The organism is Streptomyces thermocarboxydovorans, from assembly GCF_039524635.1.
GTDB classification, from domain to species: domain Bacteria; phylum Actinomycetota; class Actinomycetes; order Streptomycetales; family Streptomycetaceae; genus Streptomyces; species Streptomyces thermocarboxydovorans.
In genome coordinates, this window is record NZ_BAAAGU010000008.1 from 19252 (window position 1) to 38360 (window position 19109).

Annotated in this window: 19 protein-coding genes and 1 pseudogene; 8 read left to right on the forward strand and 12 right to left on the reverse strand. The window is 69.7% G+C overall.

The features are described from left to right. The first annotated feature begins 89 nt into the window (after positions 1-89). The 5 genes and pseudogenes from ABD198_RS05130 to ABD198_RS30680 all read left to right on the forward strand — a co-directional run. On the forward strand, positions 90-1019 hold the full coding sequence (locus tag ABD198_RS05130) for an ABC transporter ATP-binding protein (RefSeq protein ID WP_343998141.1): 930 nt from the start codon (positions 90-92) through the stop codon (positions 1017-1019). 37 nt (positions 1020-1056) lie between these two features. Further along, positions 1057-1962, forward strand: a complete 906-nt coding sequence (locus ABD198_RS05135) for an ABC transporter permease (RefSeq protein WP_343998142.1) — start codon at positions 1057-1059, stop codon at positions 1960-1962. A gap of 25 nt (positions 1963-1987) precedes the next feature. Continuing rightward, complete coding sequence (locus ABD198_RS05140) at positions 1988-3247, forward strand: sensor histidine kinase (RefSeq protein WP_343998245.1); 1260 nt, start codon at positions 1988-1990, stop codon at positions 3245-3247. Position 3248: 1 nt separating this feature from the next. Further along, a complete protein-coding gene (locus tag ABD198_RS05145; protein ID WP_425580426.1) occupies positions 3249-3935 on the forward strand; it encodes a response regulator in 687 nt (228 codons plus the stop codon). A 117-nt stretch (positions 3936-4052) separates the two neighbouring features. Continuing rightward, positions 4053-4480 (forward strand): annotated as a pseudogene (locus tag ABD198_RS30680) (IS701 family transposase); the annotation flags it as partial. Between the two features lie 276 nt (positions 4481-4756). Here ABD198_RS30680 and ABD198_RS05155 read toward each other — a convergent pair. Then, positions 4757-5185 (reverse strand): hypothetical protein, encoded by a 429-nt coding sequence (locus ABD198_RS05155; protein ID WP_343998143.1) that lies wholly within the window; start codon positions 5183-5185, stop codon positions 4757-4759. Between the two features lie 1137 nt (positions 5186-6322). Here ABD198_RS05155 and ABD198_RS05160 point away from each other — a divergent pair. After that, on the forward strand, positions 6323-6952 hold the full coding sequence (locus ABD198_RS05160; RefSeq protein WP_343998144.1) for a hypothetical protein: 630 nt from the start codon (positions 6323-6325) through the stop codon (positions 6950-6952). Here the strand turns inward: ABD198_RS05160 and ABD198_RS05165 are convergent. Then, a complete protein-coding gene (locus ABD198_RS05165; protein ID WP_343998145.1) occupies positions 6922-8148 on the reverse strand; it encodes a hypothetical protein in 1227 nt (408 codons plus the stop codon). The two genes, ABD198_RS05160 and ABD198_RS05165, sit on opposite strands and share 31 nt — an antisense overlap. Before the next feature lie 2 nt (positions 8149-8150). Next, on the reverse strand, positions 8151-9257 hold the full coding sequence (locus ABD198_RS05170) for an ImmA/IrrE family metallo-endopeptidase (RefSeq protein WP_343998147.1): 1107 nt from the start codon (positions 9255-9257) through the stop codon (positions 8151-8153). A gap of 241 nt (positions 9258-9498) precedes the next feature. Here ABD198_RS05170 and ABD198_RS05175 point away from each other — a divergent pair, with 241 nt between their 5' ends. Then, entirely contained in the window at positions 9499-9981 is a 483-nt protein-coding gene (locus ABD198_RS05175; RefSeq protein WP_343998149.1) for a DUF5994 family protein, read from the forward strand. 93 nt (positions 9982-10074) lie between these two features. On the opposite strand, the gene ABD198_RS05180 is transcribed toward ABD198_RS05175, so the two are convergent. From ABD198_RS05180 to ABD198_RS05220, 9 genes are all read right to left on the reverse strand, one after another. Beyond that, entirely contained in the window at positions 10075-10422 is a 348-nt protein-coding gene (locus ABD198_RS05180) for an STAS domain-containing protein (protein ID WP_343998151.1), read from the reverse strand. 315 nt (positions 10423-10737) lie between these two features. Next, positions 10738-11442, reverse strand: coding sequence for a DUF5994 family protein (locus ABD198_RS05185; protein ID WP_343998153.1), 705 nt, complete (start codon positions 11440-11442; stop codon positions 10738-10740). A 94-nt stretch (positions 11443-11536) separates the two neighbouring features. Next, on the reverse strand, positions 11537-12730 hold the full coding sequence (locus ABD198_RS05190) for a PP2C family protein-serine/threonine phosphatase (protein ID WP_343998155.1): 1194 nt from the start codon (positions 12728-12730) through the stop codon (positions 11537-11539). Between the two features lie 133 nt (positions 12731-12863). Then, positions 12864-13376, reverse strand: a complete 513-nt coding sequence (locus tag ABD198_RS05195; protein WP_343998157.1) for a DUF5994 family protein — start codon at positions 13374-13376, stop codon at positions 12864-12866. Between the two features lie 157 nt (positions 13377-13533). Next, positions 13534-13821 (reverse strand): hypothetical protein, encoded by a 288-nt coding sequence (locus ABD198_RS05200; RefSeq protein ID WP_343998247.1) that lies wholly within the window; start codon positions 13819-13821, stop codon positions 13534-13536. Further along, complete coding sequence (locus tag ABD198_RS05205; protein ID WP_343998159.1) at positions 13742-14509, reverse strand: STAS domain-containing protein; 768 nt, start codon at positions 14507-14509, stop codon at positions 13742-13744. Before ABD198_RS05205 ends, ABD198_RS05200 begins: the two co-directional genes overlap by 80 nt. 534 nt (positions 14510-15043) lie before the next feature. Further along, on the reverse strand, positions 15044-16087 hold the full coding sequence (locus ABD198_RS05210) for a serine hydrolase domain-containing protein (RefSeq protein WP_343998161.1): 1044 nt from the start codon (positions 16085-16087) through the stop codon (positions 15044-15046). 117 nt (positions 16088-16204) lie between these two features. Then, the gene (locus tag ABD198_RS05215) at positions 16205-16738 is read right to left on the reverse strand and encodes an NUDIX domain-containing protein (RefSeq protein ID WP_343998163.1); all 534 of its coding nucleotides are present in this window, start codon (positions 16736-16738) and stop codon (positions 16205-16207) included. Between the two features lies 1 nt (position 16739). After that, complete coding sequence (locus tag ABD198_RS05220; protein WP_486388885.1) at positions 16740-18182, reverse strand: NsdA family TPR-like regulatory protein; 1443 nt, start codon at positions 18180-18182, stop codon at positions 16740-16742. 137 nt (positions 18183-18319) lie between these two features. On the opposite strand from ABD198_RS05220, the gene ABD198_RS05225 reads away from it, so the two are divergent. Next, positions 18320-19069 (forward strand): hypothetical protein, encoded by a 750-nt coding sequence (locus tag ABD198_RS05225; protein WP_343998165.1) that lies wholly within the window; start codon positions 18320-18322, stop codon positions 19067-19069. The last annotated feature ends 40 nt before the right edge of the window (positions 19070-19109 follow it).

The window sequence follows — 19109 nt, forward strand, 5'->3', positions numbered from 1 at the left end:
GTCGTATCGCCGCATCGGCCGATCGGCTGATGCCGCCTCGAGCGTGATGGCCGATGCGGCGGACCCGGACCGTCGGCGACGCTCGTCGCATGACCACGGAGAGCACCAGGACGACCGCCTCCGGGCCGGTCGTCGAAGTCAGCGGCCTGCACAAGTCCTACGGCGGGCGGACCGTCGTCGACGGCGTCTCCTTCGCGGTCGAGGAGGGCGAGATCTTCGGGATCCTCGGCCCGAACGGTGCCGGCAAGACCACCACCGTCGAGTGCGTCGAGGGCCTGCGCCTCCCCGACGCGGGCCGCATCCGTGTCGCCGGGCTCGACCCCGTCGCCGACCACGAGGCGGTGACGCGGGTCCTCGGCGCCCAGCTGCAGGAGAGCGAGCTCCAGCCCAAGCTCACCGTGCGCGAGGCGCTGGAGCTGTACGCCGCCCTGTACCCGAGCCCCGCCGACTGGCGTCCGCTCGCCGAACGCCTCGGCCTCACCGGGCAGCTCGCCACCCGGTTCGCCCAGCTCAGCGGCGGCCAGAAGCAGCGCCTGTCCATCGCGCTCGCGCTGGTCGGCAACCCGAGGATCGTGGTGCTCGACGAGCTGACCACCGGGCTCGACCCGCGCGCCCGCCGCGACACCTGGCAGCTCATCGAGGACGTCCGCGCCCGCGGCGTCACCGTCCTCCTCGTCACGCACTTCATGGAGGAGGCGCAGCGCCTGTGCGACCGGATCGCCCTGATCGACAACGGGCGGATCGCCGCGCTCGACACACCCCGCGGGCTGATCGGCCGCGCGGCGGGCTCCACCGTCATCTCGTTCACACCGTCGGAACCCCTCGACGACGAGGAGGTGGCCGCGCTGCCCGGGCTCGCCTCCGTGGAGCACAAGGACGGCCGGATCACGCTCGGCGGCACCGACGAGACCGTCAATGCGGTCATCTCGCTCCTCGCCCGGCGCCGGATCACCGCGCACCAGCTCCGCGTCACCGACGCCACGCTCGACGACGCCTTCCTCGACCTGACGACGACCTGATGCCCGACAGCCGCCCGACCCGTACGGGAGCCGGACCATGACCGCCGCTCAGACCCCCGACCGGACCCCCGATCAGACCGCCGCTCAGACCCCCGACCAGACGCCCGACCGGACCGCCGATCAGACGCCCGACCGGACCCCCGACCGGACCCCCGATCAGACCGCCGATCAGACGCCCGACCGGACCACCGCCCGCCGGGGCGCCTCCCCCCGCAACGCCGTGCTGCGAGCCGAGGCCCGGCTCTTCGGCCGTGAACCCGGCAACCTCTTCTGGATCCTGGTGTTCCCGCCCCTGCTGCTGGCGATCCTCGGCTGCATCCCGCCGTTCCGGAAGGTCAGCGAGGACCTGGGCGGCATCCGGCTCATCGACACCTATGTGCCCGTGGCCGTGCTGGTCGCCCTGATCGTGGCCGGAGTGCAGGCGATGCCGCCCGTCGTCACCGGCTACCGGGAGCGCGGCATCCTGCGCCGCATGTCGGCGACCCCGGTCCGCCCGTCCGCCCTGCTGACCGCGCAGATGGCCCTGCACGGCGCCGCGGCCCTGGTGTCGGCGCTGCTGTCGCTCGCGGTGGGCCGCCTCGCCTTCGACGTACAACTGCCGCAGCAGCCCTTCGGATACGTCCTCGCCCTGCTGCTCGCGGTCGCCGCCGCGCTGGCCATGGGCGCCCTGGTGGCGGCGCGTGCCCGCACCGCGAAGATCGCGGCCGCGGCCGGCTCCGCGGTGTTCTTCCCGAGCATGTTCTGCGCGGGCGTCTGGGTGCCCGTGGCCGCCATGCCGGACGTGCTCGCCCGCGTGGTCGGGTTCACCCCGTTCGGCGCGGCGGCCCGCGCCCTCGACCAGGCGGCCGCGGGCGACTGGCCGTCGCTGTCCCACCTCGGTGTCCTCGCCGCCTGGGCGGTGCTGCTGACGGCCGCGGCGAGCCGCTGGTTCCGGTGGGAGTAGGACGGCGCCCGTGCAGACTGGGGGGATGATGGCGGCGGACACGGACATCGAGCGGCGCTGGGAGCTGTTCCGCAGGTGGGGGCCGTACGGGTTGCTCGGCGGCGCCACGGTCCTGTCGGCGGCCACCGCCGAGCTGATGCCGAGCACGGCCGAACGGTACGCGGCCGCGGTGCTGGTGCTCGCGGCGTTCCTGCTGCAGCTGTACTGGGGCCGGACCGGCCGGTCCCGCCCCGGGCCGACGCCCGCCGGGGCGGTGTACTACACCCTGCGCTGGGCGCTCGGCTTCGCGCTCACCTGGCTGAACCCCTTCTTCGCGTTCTACGCCGTCACCGGCTACTTCGACGCCGACAAGCTGCTCCCCGGAGGGAAACGGTGGCAGCGGGCCGGGCCGTTCGCCTGCTCGGTGGCCGTGGCCGGCTCGCAGGCCGGCGGGATGCCGTTCCGCAGCGGGGCCCAGTGGGCCCTGTTCGCCGGGCTGCTGGTGGTCAACAACGTGCTGCTGACGGTGATCAGCAACCTCTCCGCACAGGAGGAGGAACGCTCCCGCGCCCGCGCCGCCACCATCGCCGAACTCGAACGCACCAACGCCGCCCTCCAGCAGGCCCTCGACGAGAATGCCGCCCTGCACGCCCAACTCCTGGTGCAGGCGAGGGAAGCGGGCATCGCCGACGAACGCAGGCGGCTGGCCGCGGAGATCCACGACGCCATCGCGCAGGGCCTGACCGGCATCATCGCCCAGCTCCAGGTCGTCGCGAGCACACCCGACCCGGCGGCCGCCCACGAGCATGTGCGGCGCGCCGCCGACCTCGCCCGCCACAGCCTCGGCGAGGCCCGCCGCGCGGTGCAGAACCTCGCACCCGTGGCCCTGACCCACGACGGGCTGCCCCAGGCCCTGGAGAAACTGGTCGCCCAGTGGTCCGAACAGAACGGCGTACGGGCCGAGTTCACGCTCACGGGCACCGAGGAGCACCTGCACGCCGAGGTGTCGGCGACGCTGCTGCGCATCACCCAGGAGGCCCTGACCAACGCCGCCCGGCACGCGTCCGCCTCGCGCGTCGGCGTCACGCTCAGCTTCATGGGCGACGAGGTCACCCTGGACGTGCGCGACGACGGCCGGGGCTTCGACCCGCTGACACTGCCCGAGCGCACCGGCTCCGGCGGTTTCGGCCTCGACGGCATGCGCGCCCGCGCCGAACGCATCGCCGGCTCGCTGTCCGTCGAGTCCGAACCGGGGTACGGCACGGCGGTGTCGGCTCGCGTACCGTTGGTGCGCCATGACCGATGACGTGACCGATGACGAGAGCGTCGCCGTGCCCGAGGACGCCGTGCCCGAGGACGCCGCGATCTCCGTGCTCGTCGTCGACGACCATCCCGTGGTGCGGGACGGTCTGCGGGGCATGTTCGAGTCCGCGCCCGGCTTCACCGTGCTCGGCGAGGCGTCGAACGGCGTGGAGGCGGTCGGGCTGGTCGCCGAACTCGACCCGGACGTGGTCCTGATGGACCTGCGCATGCCGGGCGGCGGCGGCGTCGACGCCATCGCCGAACTGACCCGCCGCGGCGCCCGCGCCAAGGTCCTGGTCCTGACCACCTACGACACGGACTCCGACACCATCCCCGCGATCGAGGCGGGCGCGACGGGCTATCTGCTGAAGGACGCCCCGCGCGAGGAGCTGTTCGCCGCGGTGCGCGCGGCGGCGGAGGGCCGCACGGTGCTGTCCCCGGCGGTGGCCTCCCGCCTGGTCTCCGCGGTCCGCGCCCCCGCCAACGAGCCCCTCTCACCCCGCGAACGCGAGGTCCTCGCCCTGGTCGCCAAGGGCACCTCCAACCGCGAGATCGCCCGCGAGCTGTTCATCAGCGAGGCCACGGTGAAGACCCATCTCACCCACCTCTACGCCAAGCTGGGCGTCAACGACCGCGCGGCAGCGGTGGCGACGGCGTACGAGCGGGGCATTCTGGGCGGCCGGGGCGAATGAAGCGCCGACCCGTTCCCGCGCCATCCGCAAGAAGCCCCAGAGCAGGGTCGGACGTGGCCAAGGGTGCTCTCGGCAGGTGCTGGTCAACGTCACTTCGCAGGCTGTCCCGGCTGGATGCGCGGGCAGAACGCCCGCACCGACTCGGCGATCCTGCCGGAGCATGCCTGGGAGATCCGCTCCGCCGGGGACGGTGCCCACGGCCTGCACGAATACGCCTGGGCTCTGGTCCCGCTGCCCGGCGAGCATGACGACGGCTTCGAAGACGTCCTGCTGGTCCGCCCGCAGCCTCACCGACGGCGCGCGCCTACTACCTCACCCACGCCTCAAGAGGCACGGCGCTGCCGGAGATCGTGCGGGCCGCCGGAGCCCGCTGGGCGATCGAGGAGTGCTTCCAGGCCGCGAAGAACGAGGCCGGCCTCGATCACTACCAAGTACGCCACTACCCGGCCTGGTACCGGCACATCACCCTGGCCATGGCGGCTGCCGCCCACCTGGCCGCGGTCCGGGTCACCGCTCAGGAAAAGGGGGACACGGCCGCGACCTGATCCGACTGAGCGTGAACGAGATCCGCCGCCTGCTGACCAGATTCACCCACGCCATCCGGCACGAAGCCGGTCACGTCCTGCACTGGTCACACTGGCGACGCCGCCATCAACACCGAGCCCGTCTCAGCCATTACCGCCGCCGAGGCCACCGACCCCCATAACTGCGGGTGCAGTATGAGGCGAAACCCATCTACCACGGGCCTCAGCTGTCTGTCTGCCCGACTGACGGGCTCAGCTGCCAGGTTGCGGGCGGAGAGGCAGCCCAGCCCGGACACGTCACGACATGAACAGCGCGATGATCGACACAAATAGACTGAGAATTCCTGCTATTTGAGCCAGGGTGTCCAAAAGGGGACGCCTTTCAGTAGGTGCCGCAGCGTCCGAAGGCTGAGCCTCGGGACGTTTTTTAAAGTTGAGGCCCGAGCGTACCCCAAGCAATGAGACACGAATCAGATACACATACGAGGCCGCTAGCAGTACAGCGCTAGAGGCGATGGCCCACGGAATTTCAGCGTTCGCCGCCCTGATCATCAGGCCCAGTGCTACCAGGCAAAAAGTGATGGCCAGAACCGGCACAGATGGGTGGTAGACACCAGCCTGTTGCTTCGCAACGCGCGTCTTCGCTCGCCTACGCGCCATGGCTAGCGGGGCCGCGACCAGTGTCACCAAGAGGACCACACTCAAGATGAGGACGTAGGCTTCCACGGATTTCCCCCGACTCGTTTGGCACCGGGCACCCCAGCCCATGCATTTCCCTGCAAGGGGCCCGATCTTGCGGTCCTTCCCTACGCGCTGGAGTAGGAAACCCGCACCAAGTCCCGTACCCGGCGCCGTCCGCGCGGCCCGCAAACATGGTCCGAATCCCGTACCGGGGACGACGGAGACCCTCTCGGTAGGCCAGCAGCCGGCGGCATCCCGTCACGGTGCAGCGGAACCCCGTGAACTCCGAGCGGTACTCCTCCCACTCCTGCCGCTTGTTGCGCAGGAGCAAGCTCAGGCCGCGTAGCCGCCAGGGATTACGGGAGACCAGCTCCGCGCCCATCACACCATGGATACATAGCCGATCAGCCCGAGTACGACGAAAGCTGAGTCCCACGCTGGTGCTCAAGGCTTCGGCGTCATGGTCGGGAGCAGCTTCAGTGTGTAGCGACCCGCCCCGACGCGTCACAGGTTCGATGGGAGCAGCCGTCCGTTTGCTGAGCGCCGTTCCAAGATGACGGACTGTCCTGGGTGTTGGTTAGCGAGTGGCGCGAATCTGCACAGGGAGGGCGCGCACTCGCAGGGCGATCGACGAAGCCTGGAGCCCGAGCGGAGGGTACGTCCAGTCGTCGCCTAACCAATGCGCTCTTGTCCCCCAGACGGGCCCTGCTGCCACATGAAGAGGCGGGTTCCGAGAACCCCGCCCGATCCGCTTCCGGCCCTGGATCACACCCCGGGATCAGGGCCAGACGAGGCAGTAGGGCTGGTGCCCCGCCTCATGCAACCGATGGCTGAAGTCCTGCCACTCGTGCAGCGATTGGAAGAGGCTGCGTGCTGACCTGGGGCTTCTCGGTTAGACGTGCGTTGACCTGCGGAAACCCTTCTTGGTAGTTCTCACGGGTTAACGCCGTTTCCCGGGCCCATGTGCCCTGGATGTGCCCTCCGGGGACGTGGCTGGGGAGGCGCGTTCAGGCCCAGCTTTCGCGCCGCCGTAATGAGGGCAGTGATGCGGAGAAGGATCCCAGTCGGGCAGTGTCCGCGAGGCGTCTTGAGCTGTTTGGCAGGTGTACCCGTACGCATACGGGTTGGATGAACGCGGGGCCGCTGCATGCGGTCGAATCCCAGTGAGGCAGGGTGGGGGCCATGGTGACCTTGGCGAGTTCCCTGACGGGCGGTTCTGTGCGGGAGGCTTCTCGCGCCTTGCTGGAGCCGGGCGGGCAGGCCCGAACTGTCTCTGTCTTCGGGACCGAGGCGCTGTGCTTCTACCGTCTGAACGAGGATGAGCATGTGCGGCGCGAGGAAGTCTCCGCCGCCAGGGTGGATAAGCTGCCCGACCTTGAGTGCCTGCTGACACTCCCGGTGGACGTTCCTGTTCCGCTGCAATCGCTGGACTCGCCGGCGCGGCGGGCGGTGCGAGGGCTGCCGTCGGGAGCGGTGGAGCGAGACCGGAAGACGGTCACCCGACGTGCCGTGCGGCCCCTGCAGGTGGATCTTGCTGTGGTTCGCGCTTCCGGGTGGCGCCTGGGCCTTGAGCGAGCGGGCCAATTTGCTCCCTTCTGCCGCCGGGCCATGCTGTTGGACCGTCTTCCAGCCCGACTGGATGAGGTCCTCGTCGAGGCCGACTTCTACGGCATCGGCGTGTTCGTCGCCTCCGGAGACGAGGTCGAGCTGGTACTGGAGCCGGAGGACTACAGGCCGCCCCGGCACACCGCTGCGGCCTGGTGGTTCGTCGAGGACGTATATCAGCGCCTACGCTCGGCGGCGGCTGTCTGAGCCGATGTCTTGGCGGCTTCGGGAGCGGTCGACGCCCATCGATCGAGCTGCGCCGGAGACTTGAACGCCTTCGGCTGCCTGATGGACGTGTTGATCAGTTCGTACTGATCGAGAGCTTTCTGGCAGCGGTCGAACCACCACTGCTGGCGTGCTGTGCCGGGCTTGACGGAAGTAAGGGCGCGCAGCCACTCCATGAGGACAGCGACGTTGTGGGCCGCCGCTGCGGCAGGAAGCTCGCCGCGGTTGCTTGTGAAGGCGTCCAGCGCGAGCTTGCCGGCGCAGGCCGAGCAGAAGCAGACCGGAGCGTGGGCGCCACCGTAACGCTTGGCGATCGTCTCGCCCAGGAAGAAGGCCATCAGGTCGGGGAAGAGAACGTGCGGTGACTGCACGGGGATGCTCTTGTTGGTCTGTGCTTTTTCGCCGGGGGCGATGATGTGCCGGTAGCGGCTGCTGGCGCCGAAGGCTGTGAAGGCGGCACCGAAGGCCAGGGCGCCGAATGCCGCGAGATCTGTGCGTAGCAGGGCAGCTCTGGGGACTTCCTCGATGACCTGCTTGAGATGACTTACGGCCTTGGCGTAACGGGCCAGGGGGTCCATCTGCCCGCCCAGCATGATGGCCTTCGGCCCCTTGATCATCCGCAGGTAGGCGATGAGCTGGCGGGTCGATTCCTCGTCGCGTAGCCAGGAGACATCAACCGGAGCGGCGAAGATCACCTCTGGATCGTCGAGTTCCAGGACTCGTGTCACGGCGGCCCGGAGGGCATCGGAGTCCTCGCCCCTGATGTAGCCGGTGGGGGTCATGGGGAGCGTTGCTCCGGCGTCCCGCTGCTCGGCCAGAGACAGTTCCAGGGGATCGTCGAGGAAGAGCGTGGGCTCGGCGTCGTAGGGGAAGGGGTTCTCCTCGGTCGCGGCGCTGACCTCGTACACCGCCGGGTCGATCAGGAGCGGAGCGGCGTAGCCGTCCCGGTATCGCAGGGTGCCGGCCTTCTTCACGGCGTCGGTGCCACACAGGATGAGCCCACTGCGTGCCAGGTCGACCTGCCCCTGGACGTAGCCGAGCCGGGCGGTGCTGACCTGGATCAGCATGCGGCCCTGCAGACTGTTCAGGCTGTCCGGCCGGTCTCGCGCACCCACAGCGTCGGGAGGCTCGGTCAGATCGGAGCGTGGACGAGGCAGCGGGGCGGAACGGTCGGTCATGGTCACCTTCCGAAGGCCGGGAATGATGATGAACCGGCGCCCTCGACGTACAGGCGCTGGAAGTCTTCAGGAAGCAGGTGCGCGCAGGCAGCCGCATCCTCCAGAGTCATCTGGCGGTCGGTCAGCAAGGTGTGGACAAGGGCGGCGAGGCGCCGCGGCTGCTCTGGGGGGACATCAACAGGCTCTGCGGTCCGGTAGCCGAGCGCTGACATCTCGATCATCAGGGTGCGGTACTGCCACTCGCTGACGGCGTTGAGCGTTTGGGCACGGCGCAGCAGCGCGCTCATGGAAACACCCCAAAGCCGCTTCAGCTCCGTCAGCCTGGCCAGATCGACGCCGTCGGAGAACGCCTGCCGGATATCGGAGGCAGGCATCAAGAACTCGGCAGCGAAGGCGTCGGCCTGCTTCTCCTGTGTTGACCCTGTGCCCGGCTCGTCATGCATCACAAGGTGACCCAGCTCGTGCGCGATGCTGAAGCGACGTCGGTCGCCCGGTGCCCGGGTGTTGACCAGGAGCAGAGGTTGCCCGCCTTCTGCCCACTGGCTTACGGCGTCCAACAAGTCGCTGTCCAGGTCGCGGGTGATTACCACTGCGCCGGCATGCTCCAGCACCGCGACTATGTCGGGCACCGGACCGGGGGCCATGCACCACTCCCTGCGGACTCGCCGGGCAGCGTCCTTCGGGGTGGTGAGGTCATCCAGCGAGACCCTGAAGAAGTGTTGCGGGACTGGTGGCAATGCCGCTGCGGACGCCAGGCCGTTCAACTGAATCCGTGAGAGCGCCAAATGGGCGTGCACGCGCCGCAGAGCGGAAGCAGGCAGAGATGCTTTCTTGCGGTGGTGGACCAGACCCACTCCGATGCCGCTGACCTGCGGATCCAGGCACAGCAGCTCAGGAGGGTAGCCGAGCGCGGCTGCGTATAGCTCAAGACGCTCGCCAGTGACGACGAGACGACCAGCCTCCGCTCGGCTTACGTAGCCCTGAGAAACCGTAGTGCCACTCAGTGACGCCTTGGTCATAGCCGTGGCGACCTCAGCCTGCGTCAGCCCGCGGGACTCGCGCGCCAGCACGAGCATCCCGGGGTGCGCCCGCAGCTCAGCGATCGCCATACACGACACCACCTCGTATCAGACCTCGAAAAAGTAGCACGAAATATTCCACGACTGATTCGAGGACCTGAGCCCCCTCCGTAAATCTCGACGTGCGGCGGACCTTCTGTGTGCTGCATCCGTTCCCTCCAGGGCCGGACGGGGGGCTTCGGAGATGCCGTCGCGCGTGACACCAGGAGTAGCGTGGGACCTGCGGAACGGAGTCCCGTCGTCGCACCGGCCCTACAGACGGGTGGTCATCATGACCAGCTCGGACACACCACCTGTTCCCCGGCGTCTGCCCAGTGGCGTCCACGAGGCCGTGCGACCGGGATCTGCGCTTCTCCGGCTGGAGACGACCGAATCACGCAAGGGCGTCCTCGACGGCGCGTGGTGGCCGCGCTCGCGCGACATCGGCGCCGAGCTGCCCGCCCTGTTGAGTGCCCTCGTCACCCACCTCGGCCCCGTGTCCCGTGTGGGGCTGGATGCCACCGCCTGGGCGGGTCTCCCGACGCGTATCGTCGTGGACGACCACGTGGTGCACATCGACTCCTTCCCGGTCGGTGATGACACGGTCCTGATCACCCGGGGCGAGCGTGACATCTTCTCGCTGCTGGTCGTCCCGCCCGACGCGGCACCGGATGCCGCCCGTTCCGCGATGGCCCAGGCGGTCCGGGTGGACAACGTCAGCGACGCGGAACGGATCCTCATCGACACCGGCAGCGGGCGCGGTCCTGTGGGCTGACGGGGCGGCGCGGGGAGAGACCGGCGTACGGCTTGACCGGCGCACCAACGCTCTCCGTCCGGTGGCCCGTTCCCTGGGGTGCTTCTGCCGACGTCAGGCCCGCTGAGGGCGCGCCCCTTTCGGCCTCATCGGGTGCAACAGACCGTCGCAGCCCGTGTCCATGAGCAGTCGTTCGGTCTGCAGGGAGGGGTGGTGCAGCAGGAGGAACGCCCGGGACTCGGCGGCATGCTCGGACACGTCGAGGAAGACGCGCAGGCCGCTGTCGTCACAGCGGTCCACGGTGGTCAGATCGACGTCGATGAGGGTGATGCCGTCCCGCAGACACTGCTCGAGAGCGGCGCGCACCCGGGGCGCGGTGACGGGGTCGATCACACCGGCCAGGGTGACCAGGGCCCGCGCGCCCCGGTCGTGGCGGTAGATGTTCAGCCGCGGAAGAGTCATGACGCCTCGGTTCGGATGTTCGGATCCTCGGGTGCTCCGGAGCCTGCGTCCACGCCCCGGGCTCGCGTCGCCGGGGGCCGGGTGGGTGCCGGGGCGAGGCTGCCGGGTCGCTGGTCGGACGCCTGGATGCCGGCCCACGGTGCGGGGTGCGGTTGGGGCGCGACACGACCACGGCGACCGGGCCGGGGGGTGCTGTACCGGTACGCCGCGATCCTGTCGGCGTGCTGGAGCCCGAGCCGGTGGATCACGTACGCCGCCACTGCGACGAGGACCAGGAAAGCGACGGCCGTCAGGAAGGCGTTCATGGCGGCCACCTCACATACCGATGATCAGCCGGCTGGCCGGCCCTGGCGGACCGGTCTGTCCGGTGACGGCCGCGGACACCGCCGAGGCACCGCCCTCGTACTCCCATGCCTCGTCCGGGCCCAGGGTCTGGTCGGTGGGGGAGACAGCGTGCCGGGCCGCTTCCGCGGCGATGAGCGCGCTCGCGGTCAGGAGCGGGCCGTCGTGGTCGGATACGGCTGCCATCAGACGGGCCGCCGACTGCGCCCCGGTCTCGGGCGGAACGACGAGGAGATCCCAGCGGCTGGTGCCGTAGGAGAGCAGCAGCAGCTTGTGCGGGTCGATCTCCGGCGTGAACCAGCCGACCTTGACGATGTGCCCGCTCACGGGGATCTTGCGGGGGATGACCGGCCAGTGTTCCGGGTTGACGGCGATACGGGTGATGCGGCCCCACAGGGGGTCCAACAGGTCGGTGAGCGCCGGCAGTTCACTCAGCAGGTCCCGGGACCGTGGCCACCAGGCTCCGTCCAGCAGCCCGCGGGATGCGCCGTCGGTCTTCAGCACGAGACGCGCGGCCGGGGCTGCGACGGGCTCGCGGTGCGGCAGGGTGGGGTACAAGGTCGCCGACATGGTGCGGACCTGTCTCCGGGCCACCTGTGCCGCGGCCCGGGTGTCATCCTTCGCCGGGGGCGACCCGGCGTGGAAGCCGGTGTGCGAGATGCCCTCGGTACTGCCCACACTACTCCGCGTTCACCGGCGGCGAGGGGCGGTGGTCGCACGGGTGTGCGGTACCTGCCGCCGTGCAACGGTGACGGACGGCGGGGACGAGAGGTCAGCCGCGCCACTCCACCATGAGCAGCGTCGCGTCGTCGCTGGTCTGTCCGCCGCGCGCCTGCTTGAGCGTGTGGGACAGGGAGCGCGTCACCGCCCTGATGCCGCGGCCGGTCCTCTCCAGCTGGTTCACACAGTCGATCAGCTGGTCCTCGCCGAACTCCTCCCCGCCGCTCTTGTGTTCCTCGACCACTCCGTCGGTGAAGCAGAGGACTCGGTCCCCGGGCACCAGCCCCAGTTCGCTCACCCGAGGCTCCGAACCGCCCAGGCCGACGGGAAGGGTCGTCGGGGCGACCAGACGCTGTGCGACGCGGTGGTCGTGGACGAGGATCGGCGGCGGGTGTCCGGCGTTGACCCACTGCACCCGCCCCGTGGTGGTGTCCAGCTGCAGCATCTGCGCGGTGACGAAGTGCTCGGGACCGAACTGCTCGGCCACGGCGCGGTCCATGAACGCGTACATCTCCGACAGTCCGATGCCGGAGCGGCGGGCGTGGCGGTAGGCGCCGATGGCCACGGTGGCCATCGTGGCCGCGTCCAGTCCGTGGCCCATCGCGTCGATCATGACCACGTGGAGGACATCGCCGTTCAGCGCGTAGTCGAAGCTGTCGCCGCCCACGTGGTAGGCGGGTTCCAGGATTCCGGCCACGGCGACCCGGGGCATGATCATGGCCAGCGGTGGCAGCAGCGACCACTGGATCTCCGCGGCGACGCTTATGGCCTCATCGCGTCGGACGTCGAAGAACAGGTCGGAGTAGCCGTGCTTGGTCACCAGAAGGTCGGCCACCAGGCCGGAGATTCGGAGCAGCAGGCGGCGGTCGTGGTCATCGACGCTGTCCAGCGTCACCGCCATGACTCCCACCTGGTCACCGCCGTCCAGCAGGGGTAGATGGACCCGGACGCCGTCTTCCTGAGGCACCTCCACGGGAACGGCGTCGAGAAAGCAGCGGCCCGCGTCGGAGTCGTCGATCACCTGCGGTTCCCCGCCGCTGAGGCCCTCCCCGGGCAGCGGTACGAGCACCAACTGGCCGTAGTCCTGCAACAGCACCTGCGGACGGCGGCCACCGAGCCGGTCCACCACGTCGGCGACCAGGGGTCCGATGAGATGGGGCGGGAGTTCGTGCGCGCTGTCCAGGATCTCTCCGAGGAGCGCTTCCCCGAAGCTCTCGGACCGGTCCGGGCGCCGTCCTGCCGTCATCTCGTCACCTTCCGCGGTCACGTTTCGGGCGGGGGCGGGCCCGGATGACAAACGATGTGTCGGTGCCATGGCTCCATCATGCGGTCGTGGACCCCGGCTCGCCGGTCATGGGGAGTCGGCCGGGTCGTGCTGCTCATCTTGCTCCGGCTCCGCCTTCCGACTCCCAAGTGTCCTGTCCGTCGAGGCCGCTCTCGGCGAGTGCCAGCAGGCGCGGAGCCGACAGTGGGTTCGCGGGGTCGGCGGCAGCGGTCAGCAGCCGGGCGGCCACTCGGGCCGGCTCGTCCGGGGGGATCACCAGCAGTTCCCAGCTCCCCAGGGTGCCGCAGTCCACGGTGATGGCATGCGCCTCGGCGGCGGAATCGGTCCGCACCACCTCGATCACGTGGCCGGGCGCCATCACCTCCTGCGGGGCATTGGGCCAGGCGGCCGTTTCCACGGTCACGCGGGTGGCGGTGCCGATGCCCGGATCCAATGAGCCGACCAGCGCGGGAAGCTCCAGTTCCACTGCGTCGCAGCGCGGCCACCATGCGCCGTCCAGCGGGCCATGGCTGACATCTGGCATGAGGCGAAGCCGGGGCACGGGCATCCGGTAGGAGTGTCCGTCACCTGGCACCGCACGTTCGGCGGGCTCTGTGGTGATGTTCATCGTGCGATTCCGTTCCGGGCCGTGCGGTTTCCGGCTGCCCGTGTCTGTCGCTCGCCGGGAACGGCGCCGCCGTCATCGTGCGCCCGGAAGTTCTCGGTATGTCTCAGATTACTCCCGGCTGGCAGGCGGCGTGGCGGGCGGCCATCGCACTGCCACATCATCGGCGTGCCCAGGGCTGTTCTTCGGCAGACATGGTCAGCACGCAAGGGGCGACGGGGCCGGGCAGGCCGACGACCTCACCCATGTTCTGCCAGCCCCAGGACGAGAAGGCGGCTCGTGCTCCCCGGTCGGCAGGATGAAGCAGGGTGACCGCGAGGGAGGAGTGCAGGTCTGTGAGGAGACGCTGTTGCAGGCGGTGGGCGATGTCACGGTGCTGTGCGTGCGGATGGGCCACGACCTGGGTCAGGACGACGAACCGCGCGCAGGGGGTGAGCCGCTGGATGATCTCCTGGAGCGTTCCGCCGCCCTGCCGGCCGTCGGAGCCGTCGGAGCCCACCGGAAAACCGAAGGCGCAACCGACCAGCACCGTCGTCTCGGCGACCAGCAGGGCGAAGCCGGGGCGGTGGGCGGTGACCGCCAAGCGGTGCAGGAAGTCTCCGCGGTCGTGGTATGCCGTCTCCGACGGTGTCCGCGACGGACTCCGCAGCCAGGTCGGCGATGTCCTCGCGCATGTCTTCTGCCTGCCGGCGGGTCAGCCGGCGAAGGCGGATACCGTCCCTGAGGACCGGCTGGTCCGGCCGACGAGCGGGGTCCTCGGGCCCCCGCGTCGCGGTACTCATGTGGTCGCTGGATGCGGTGGGCGGCACGGGACTCACGGGGGCTGTGAGGAGCAGAGAAGTCGATCCGGTGGCGTCGAGGAGCCGGGCGATCTGAGCGCACGGATGGTGCAGCCGCAGGCGGGCGTGGACCCGGCCGGCGCGCCGTGCTGCCGACAGGAGGACGTCCAAGCCCCGGGCGTCGCACGAGCCGACCGTGGTCAGGTCGATGTCGATCTCGGTGACGCCGTCCAGCAGACACTGCTCCACTGCGGCCCGCAGCAGCGGCGTCGGCGCCGGCCCGATGTCGCCGGCCAGCGTGACGAGCGTTCGCTCTCCTCGGTTCCGCCGATGGATGTCCAGCCGGGAAAGGGCCATCACGTCTCTCCTCGGCGGGGTTGCGGACCTGCGCGGGCGCTCGGCGCGGTTCCTGCCGTGATGAGCTTGCGCTGAGTTGCTTCGACCGCGGCGGACATGGTGCCGACCCGTCTCCGCGCCGACCACGGGGGCGGCCCGGATTCACTCGTCTCTCGCCGAGGACGACCCCGCGTGGGGCCGGAGTACGTGATGCCCTCGGTACTTCAACCGTACGTCGGCCGCAACCGGAAGCGGCTGCGTCGAGGGGCGCGCACCTCACAGCCGAGGGCCGGCGGGGTAAGGGCCGGGGCGCCACCACGCCCCTGCCCTGTCGAGGCAGGTGCGCAGGATGCGCGCCGACTCTGGGCCAGCACCGGCCGCCGCGCAGCCCAGTGAACACAGCACAGCGCTGCCGCCCGCGTTCAAAGCCGGACGGCAGTGCGGGTGGACGAATTGAATGCCAGCTCACTTCCGAACCCGCACGCGACGCGACCTCCGCCCACCGGGTCTCCGAACCAATCCGAGCGAAACGTCCCACGCCAGGGGGACCGGTTCCTAGGTGAAAGCCAGCTTTCGGAAGGCGTTGCGGACGCCGTTCAGCGGTTCGCGGTCGCGGGAGTAGTACAGCTTGTTGGTCAAAAGCACCGCCCACCGGCCGTCGATGGGGGAGATCCACATGCCTGTGCCGGTGAAGCCGTAGTGGACCCAGACCTCCTCCTCGGCAGTGGTGCCGGGAGCCGGATGCCAGAACAGGCCGCGAGCCGGCTGGAGATCACCCGTCTGCTTGGTCAGGGAGCAGGTGGCCCACTTGCTACCGAAACCGGCCCGCCAAGAGGACGTGGCAGGGGCGAGCATGTAGCGGAGGAAGGCGGCGAGGTCATCGACGACGGTGAAGACCCCGGCGATGCCGCACACGCCGCCGAGGAGGCGGGCCGAGAAGTCGTGGGCGACTCCCTTCAGGTGGGTGTCGGTGTCCTGGTCGAGTTCGGTCGGTGCGCAGCGGGCGGCGAGGTCGGCGGGCAGGGGGCCGAAGCGGGTGGAGGCCATGCCCAGTGGGTGCCAGGTGCGGGTGGTGGCCAGTTGGTCCAGGGGCTGGCCGGAGAGGTGTTCGGCGAGGTAGCCCAGGATGAGGGCGGCCCGGTCGGTGCACTCGACAGCTTCTCCGGGTGCCCGATGGAGTTGTTTTCGGAGGACGCCTCGGCGGATTTCCTCGGGCTTGGTGCCATAGAGGTTCTTCAGCTGTGCCCGCAGGGGAACGCCGGCGGTGTGCGTCAGCAACTGCTGGGCGGTTACGGCGGCGAGTGGATGGCCGGCGACCTCGGACCAGAACGCGCCGAGCGGGTGGTCGAGGTCGAGGGTTCCGTCTTCCCACAGGGCGTCGATGGAGGACCAGACGGCGAGGATCTTTGTGAGGCTCGCGGCGTCGAAGACGGTGTCGGTGCGCATCGGCACGTCCGGCTCGTCGGGGGCGAGGACGCCGGTGGCGCCCTGGACGAGGACGCCGGTGGCGTCGCCGACGGCCCAGACGGCGCCCGGGTACACCTTGTCGCGGACTCCCTCGTCGAGTAGGGCTTCGATGCGCTCGCGGTCGTACGTCATGGTCTCCCTCTTCGCCGACGTGTCCTGCCGGGCGTTCACCGAGGAAACTTGGGAACGCTGAACGCGGTCACTCATCCCGCCGTGGGGCGAGACTTCATCCCCAGAAGAGGCGCTCAGTTATTTCCAGCCGTCCAGCGACACCTGGGGCCCGCCGCTGAGGTAGCGGTGGAGGGCACTGGCGGTGGTCTCGACGAATTCGTCGGGGATGGCGTTGGCGTCGACCCAGCGGACTTGGGCGTGCTTGCGAGGTTCGCGGTTTTCGGGCTCGCCGGACCATTCGTGGGCGACGAAGACGACGGTGAGGAAGCCGTTGGGGGCTTCCACGCCCCACGCGCCGTGGATGATGTGGGCGACCTTGAGCGCTTCTGGCCTGACGGTCAGACCGGTCTCCTCGTACAGCTCGCGGACGGCCGTCTCGGTGATCGGCTCGCCGGGCTCACTCTTGCCGACCGGGAGGTCCCACATGCCCTTGGCGAATTTGGCCTGGTCGCTGCGCTGGAGGAGGACCACGCGGTTGGTGGCCTTGTCGTGGACGATGACGGCGGCGACCAGCAGGGTCATGGATTCCACGGCGGGCTTGAGCGCTTGGGGCTGGTCATCGGTTGTCGGCTGAGCCACGGGGGTCCCTTCGTCGGCCGGGTTGGTGGGCATGTTAGGCGAGCGCCTCTCGGGCGCGACGGGCGAGTTCGGCGGCGCCGGGGACTTTGCGCCGCTGGTAGACCGCCAGCGTCGAGCGAATGGAGGTGATCGCCTTGCGGGTGCGGTCGGAGGTCATGCCGTCCATCAGCGTGAGGGCCTGGTTCCAGGCGGCGACTGCCTCATCGGCGCGGGCCTGGGCGGCGAGGCTGTCGCCGAGGTCCGCGTAGGTGAGGGCGTGGACGCGCTTGTACTTCTCAGGATCCCAGCGGACGAGCGCGTCGCGGTGCTGTTGCTCGGTTCCGACGTGATCGGCGAGGTCGGTGAGGGTGCGGGCCGTGTGGCTGGCGACGGTGCCGGCGGCGGGGCCGCTGACGAGGGAGAAGCTGGCCTGGGGGCCGTCGTCGCGGAGCAGAGCGTCTTCGGCGGCGAGCAGGGCGCGGGCCGCTGCGGGTTTTTCGTGGACTGCGGCGAAGGCGCGGGCGTGGGTGATGTGGAGTAGTGCCTCGGTCTGGCCGTCCACGTGGCCAAGTCCACGGCTGAGGGCGCCTTCGACGAGGTCGACGCAATGGTGGGGCTGTTTGAGGCTGAGGGCCTGGTGGGCGAGGGCGCGCATCATCCATGCGGCGTGACCGTGCGGGTCGGCTTCGCAGGCGAGCTGGTAGCCGACTTGGTAGTAGCGCTGGGCGGCGCCCTCCTGACCGAGGTCGTGGTGTTTCCAGCCCGCGAGGTAGGCCAGCTCGGCGACGGCGCCGAAGGCGGCCCGGCGCAAGGCTTCTGAGGCGAAGCGGGCGCGGAGCATCGGGGCGGCGGTATCGGCAAGATAGGCGGTGACGGTGGTCAGCCCGTGGCCGCCGCCCAGGCGTTCGTCGGCTGCGCTGAACGCGGCAGTGATCTGGCGGATCACGTCGACGTCCTCGGCTCCTACCAGGGTCCGGCCCGTGCGTGCGCGGAGCATGCGGGACGCAGCCTCATGGTCGTAGGCCAGGGGCATGACCACGCCTGCGGTGGTGAAGGCGGCCATAGCCAGGAAGCGGCGTCGTTCGACGTCGGCGCGGCCCAGGTCGGTGGCTGTGACGACGGGATCGGGGTCGTCAGGAAGGGGCGCCTCGGAGTCGCGCAGGCCAATCTCGGTCAGGGTGACGGTGCGACCGGCCCTGCGGGAGAGAGAGCTTCCGCGAGGTAGTGGCCGGTCTGCCCTGTCGGTTGCCGAGTGCCGTTGACCCAGTGGGAGATCGCCGACTTGTTGGTGCTGATGATCTCGCCGTTCTCCGCGGCGATCCGGCGCACGTCCCTGGCCAGCGCGTCGTACGTGCAGCCGATCGCGTCGATGGCCTCGCGTAAACGTATGTTGGGCCTGTTGGGTGCCGCCATGACCTCCTCCGTCCTGGGGCTGTAAACCGCGTATACCGCTTGGCCTCGCCCACTCCGTACCCACTGTGCGTGACGGACTGTTCACTTAATCACAGCCGCCCGGAACTGCCCGACCGCAGTCCTGGCTCCCCCCTTCGGCCGGGCGGCCCTCGAAGTTCCGTACACCCTCTCCGGGTTCGGGCACTCCTGTGCCCGAACCCGCCGATCAGAGACGGAGACACGGTGACCACCATCGACACCAAGGCCATCACGGTCGAACTGCCGCAGGCGTTCGACGAGCGCTGGAGCCGCCTGCCGGGCATCCAGGTCGACGGCCGGCGCATCACGATCGACCCGGCCGAGTACTTCTTCCGCTTCGAGTCCAACACCTGGCTCGTCGCCGACTGGGAGCTGGTCAAGTCCCAGCTCTTGGACGTGCAGGAGACCACTGAGAGCGCGGTGGAGCAGCTCGCGCTGGACTTCATCAAGGCCCATGGCGAGTCCACCTCGGACGCCGCCCGGGTGCTGTCCACCGCCTACGAGGTGTACGCCTACCTGTTCCGCGACGAACACCTCGACGGGCTCGGACTGCCGCAGATCACCGCCGACCACCTGCGGATGCTGCGCGAGGCGGCCACGCTCATGGCACTCAACAAGGTCGAGCTCGACGGGCACATCTCCAACGTCGGCCCGTGCTGGTTCTTCCCCGTCGCCACCTCGGTCGTCTTCGACCTGGACGACGAGATGGGCGGGATGCTCGACGAGGTCTACCACGGCGGCTGGTTCAACGAGCACCGCCGCATCGAGTCCATCAAGGCCCACGCCGCCCTCGGCGGACGTCTGGTGCACGGCTGCCAGTCCGTGCCGGACCAGTCCGGCGGCGTCGTCGCGCCCTACGGTGCCTCGATGGCCAACTTCCGCGATGACCTGGCCGCCTTCAAGACCGGCTGGATCGAGCAGGTCTACGCCCACCGCGTGACTCCCGCCGCGTAACACCCAGCAGCAAGGCTCCGGGGCGGGCAGGTCCGCTCGC

What these genes read in the sequence shown, in the direction of transcription:
- ABD198_RS05130 (WP_343998141.1), top strand. Translation starts at nt 90, where the DNA reads ATGACCACGGAGAGCACCAGGACGACCGCCTCCGGGCCGGTCGTCGAA.
- ABD198_RS05135 (WP_343998142.1), top strand. Translation starts at nt 1,057, where the DNA reads ATGACCGCCGCTCAGACCCCCGACCGGACCCCCGATCAGACCGCCGCT.
- ABD198_RS05140 (WP_343998245.1), top strand. Translation starts at nt 1,988, where the DNA reads ATGATGGCGGCGGACACGGACATCGAGCGGCGCTGGGAGCTGTTCCGC.
- ABD198_RS05160 (WP_343998144.1), top strand. Translation starts at nt 6,323, where the DNA reads ATGGTGACCTTGGCGAGTTCCCTGACGGGCGGTTCTGTGCGGGAGGCT.
- ABD198_RS05165 (WP_343998145.1), bottom strand. Translation starts at nt 8,148, where the DNA reads ATGACCGACCGTTCCGCCCCGCTGCCTCGTCCACGCTCCGATCTGACC.
- ABD198_RS05170 (WP_343998147.1), bottom strand. Translation starts at nt 9,257, where the DNA reads ATGGCGATCGCTGAGCTGCGGGCGCACCCCGGGATGCTCGTGCTGGCG.
- ABD198_RS05175 (WP_343998149.1), top strand. Translation starts at nt 9,499, where the DNA reads ATGACCAGCTCGGACACACCACCTGTTCCCCGGCGTCTGCCCAGTGGC.
- ABD198_RS05180 (WP_343998151.1), bottom strand. Translation starts at nt 10,422, where the DNA reads ATGACTCTTCCGCGGCTGAACATCTACCGCCACGACCGGGGCGCGCGG.
- ABD198_RS05190 (WP_343998155.1), bottom strand. Translation starts at nt 12,730, where the DNA reads ATGACGGCAGGACGGCGCCCGGACCGGTCCGAGAGCTTCGGGGAAGCG.
- ABD198_RS05195 (WP_343998157.1), bottom strand. Translation starts at nt 13,376, where the DNA reads ATGAACATCACCACAGAGCCCGCCGAACGTGCGGTGCCAGGTGACGGA.
- ABD198_RS05205 (WP_343998159.1), bottom strand. Translation starts at nt 14,509, where the DNA reads ATGGCCCTTTCCCGGCTGGACATCCATCGGCGGAACCGAGGAGAGCGA.
- ABD198_RS05210 (WP_343998161.1), bottom strand. Translation starts at nt 16,087, where the DNA reads ATGACGTACGACCGCGAGCGCATCGAAGCCCTACTCGACGAGGGAGTC.
- ABD198_RS05215 (WP_343998163.1), bottom strand. Translation starts at nt 16,738, where the DNA reads ATGCCCACCAACCCGGCCGACGAAGGGACCCCCGTGGCTCAGCCGACA.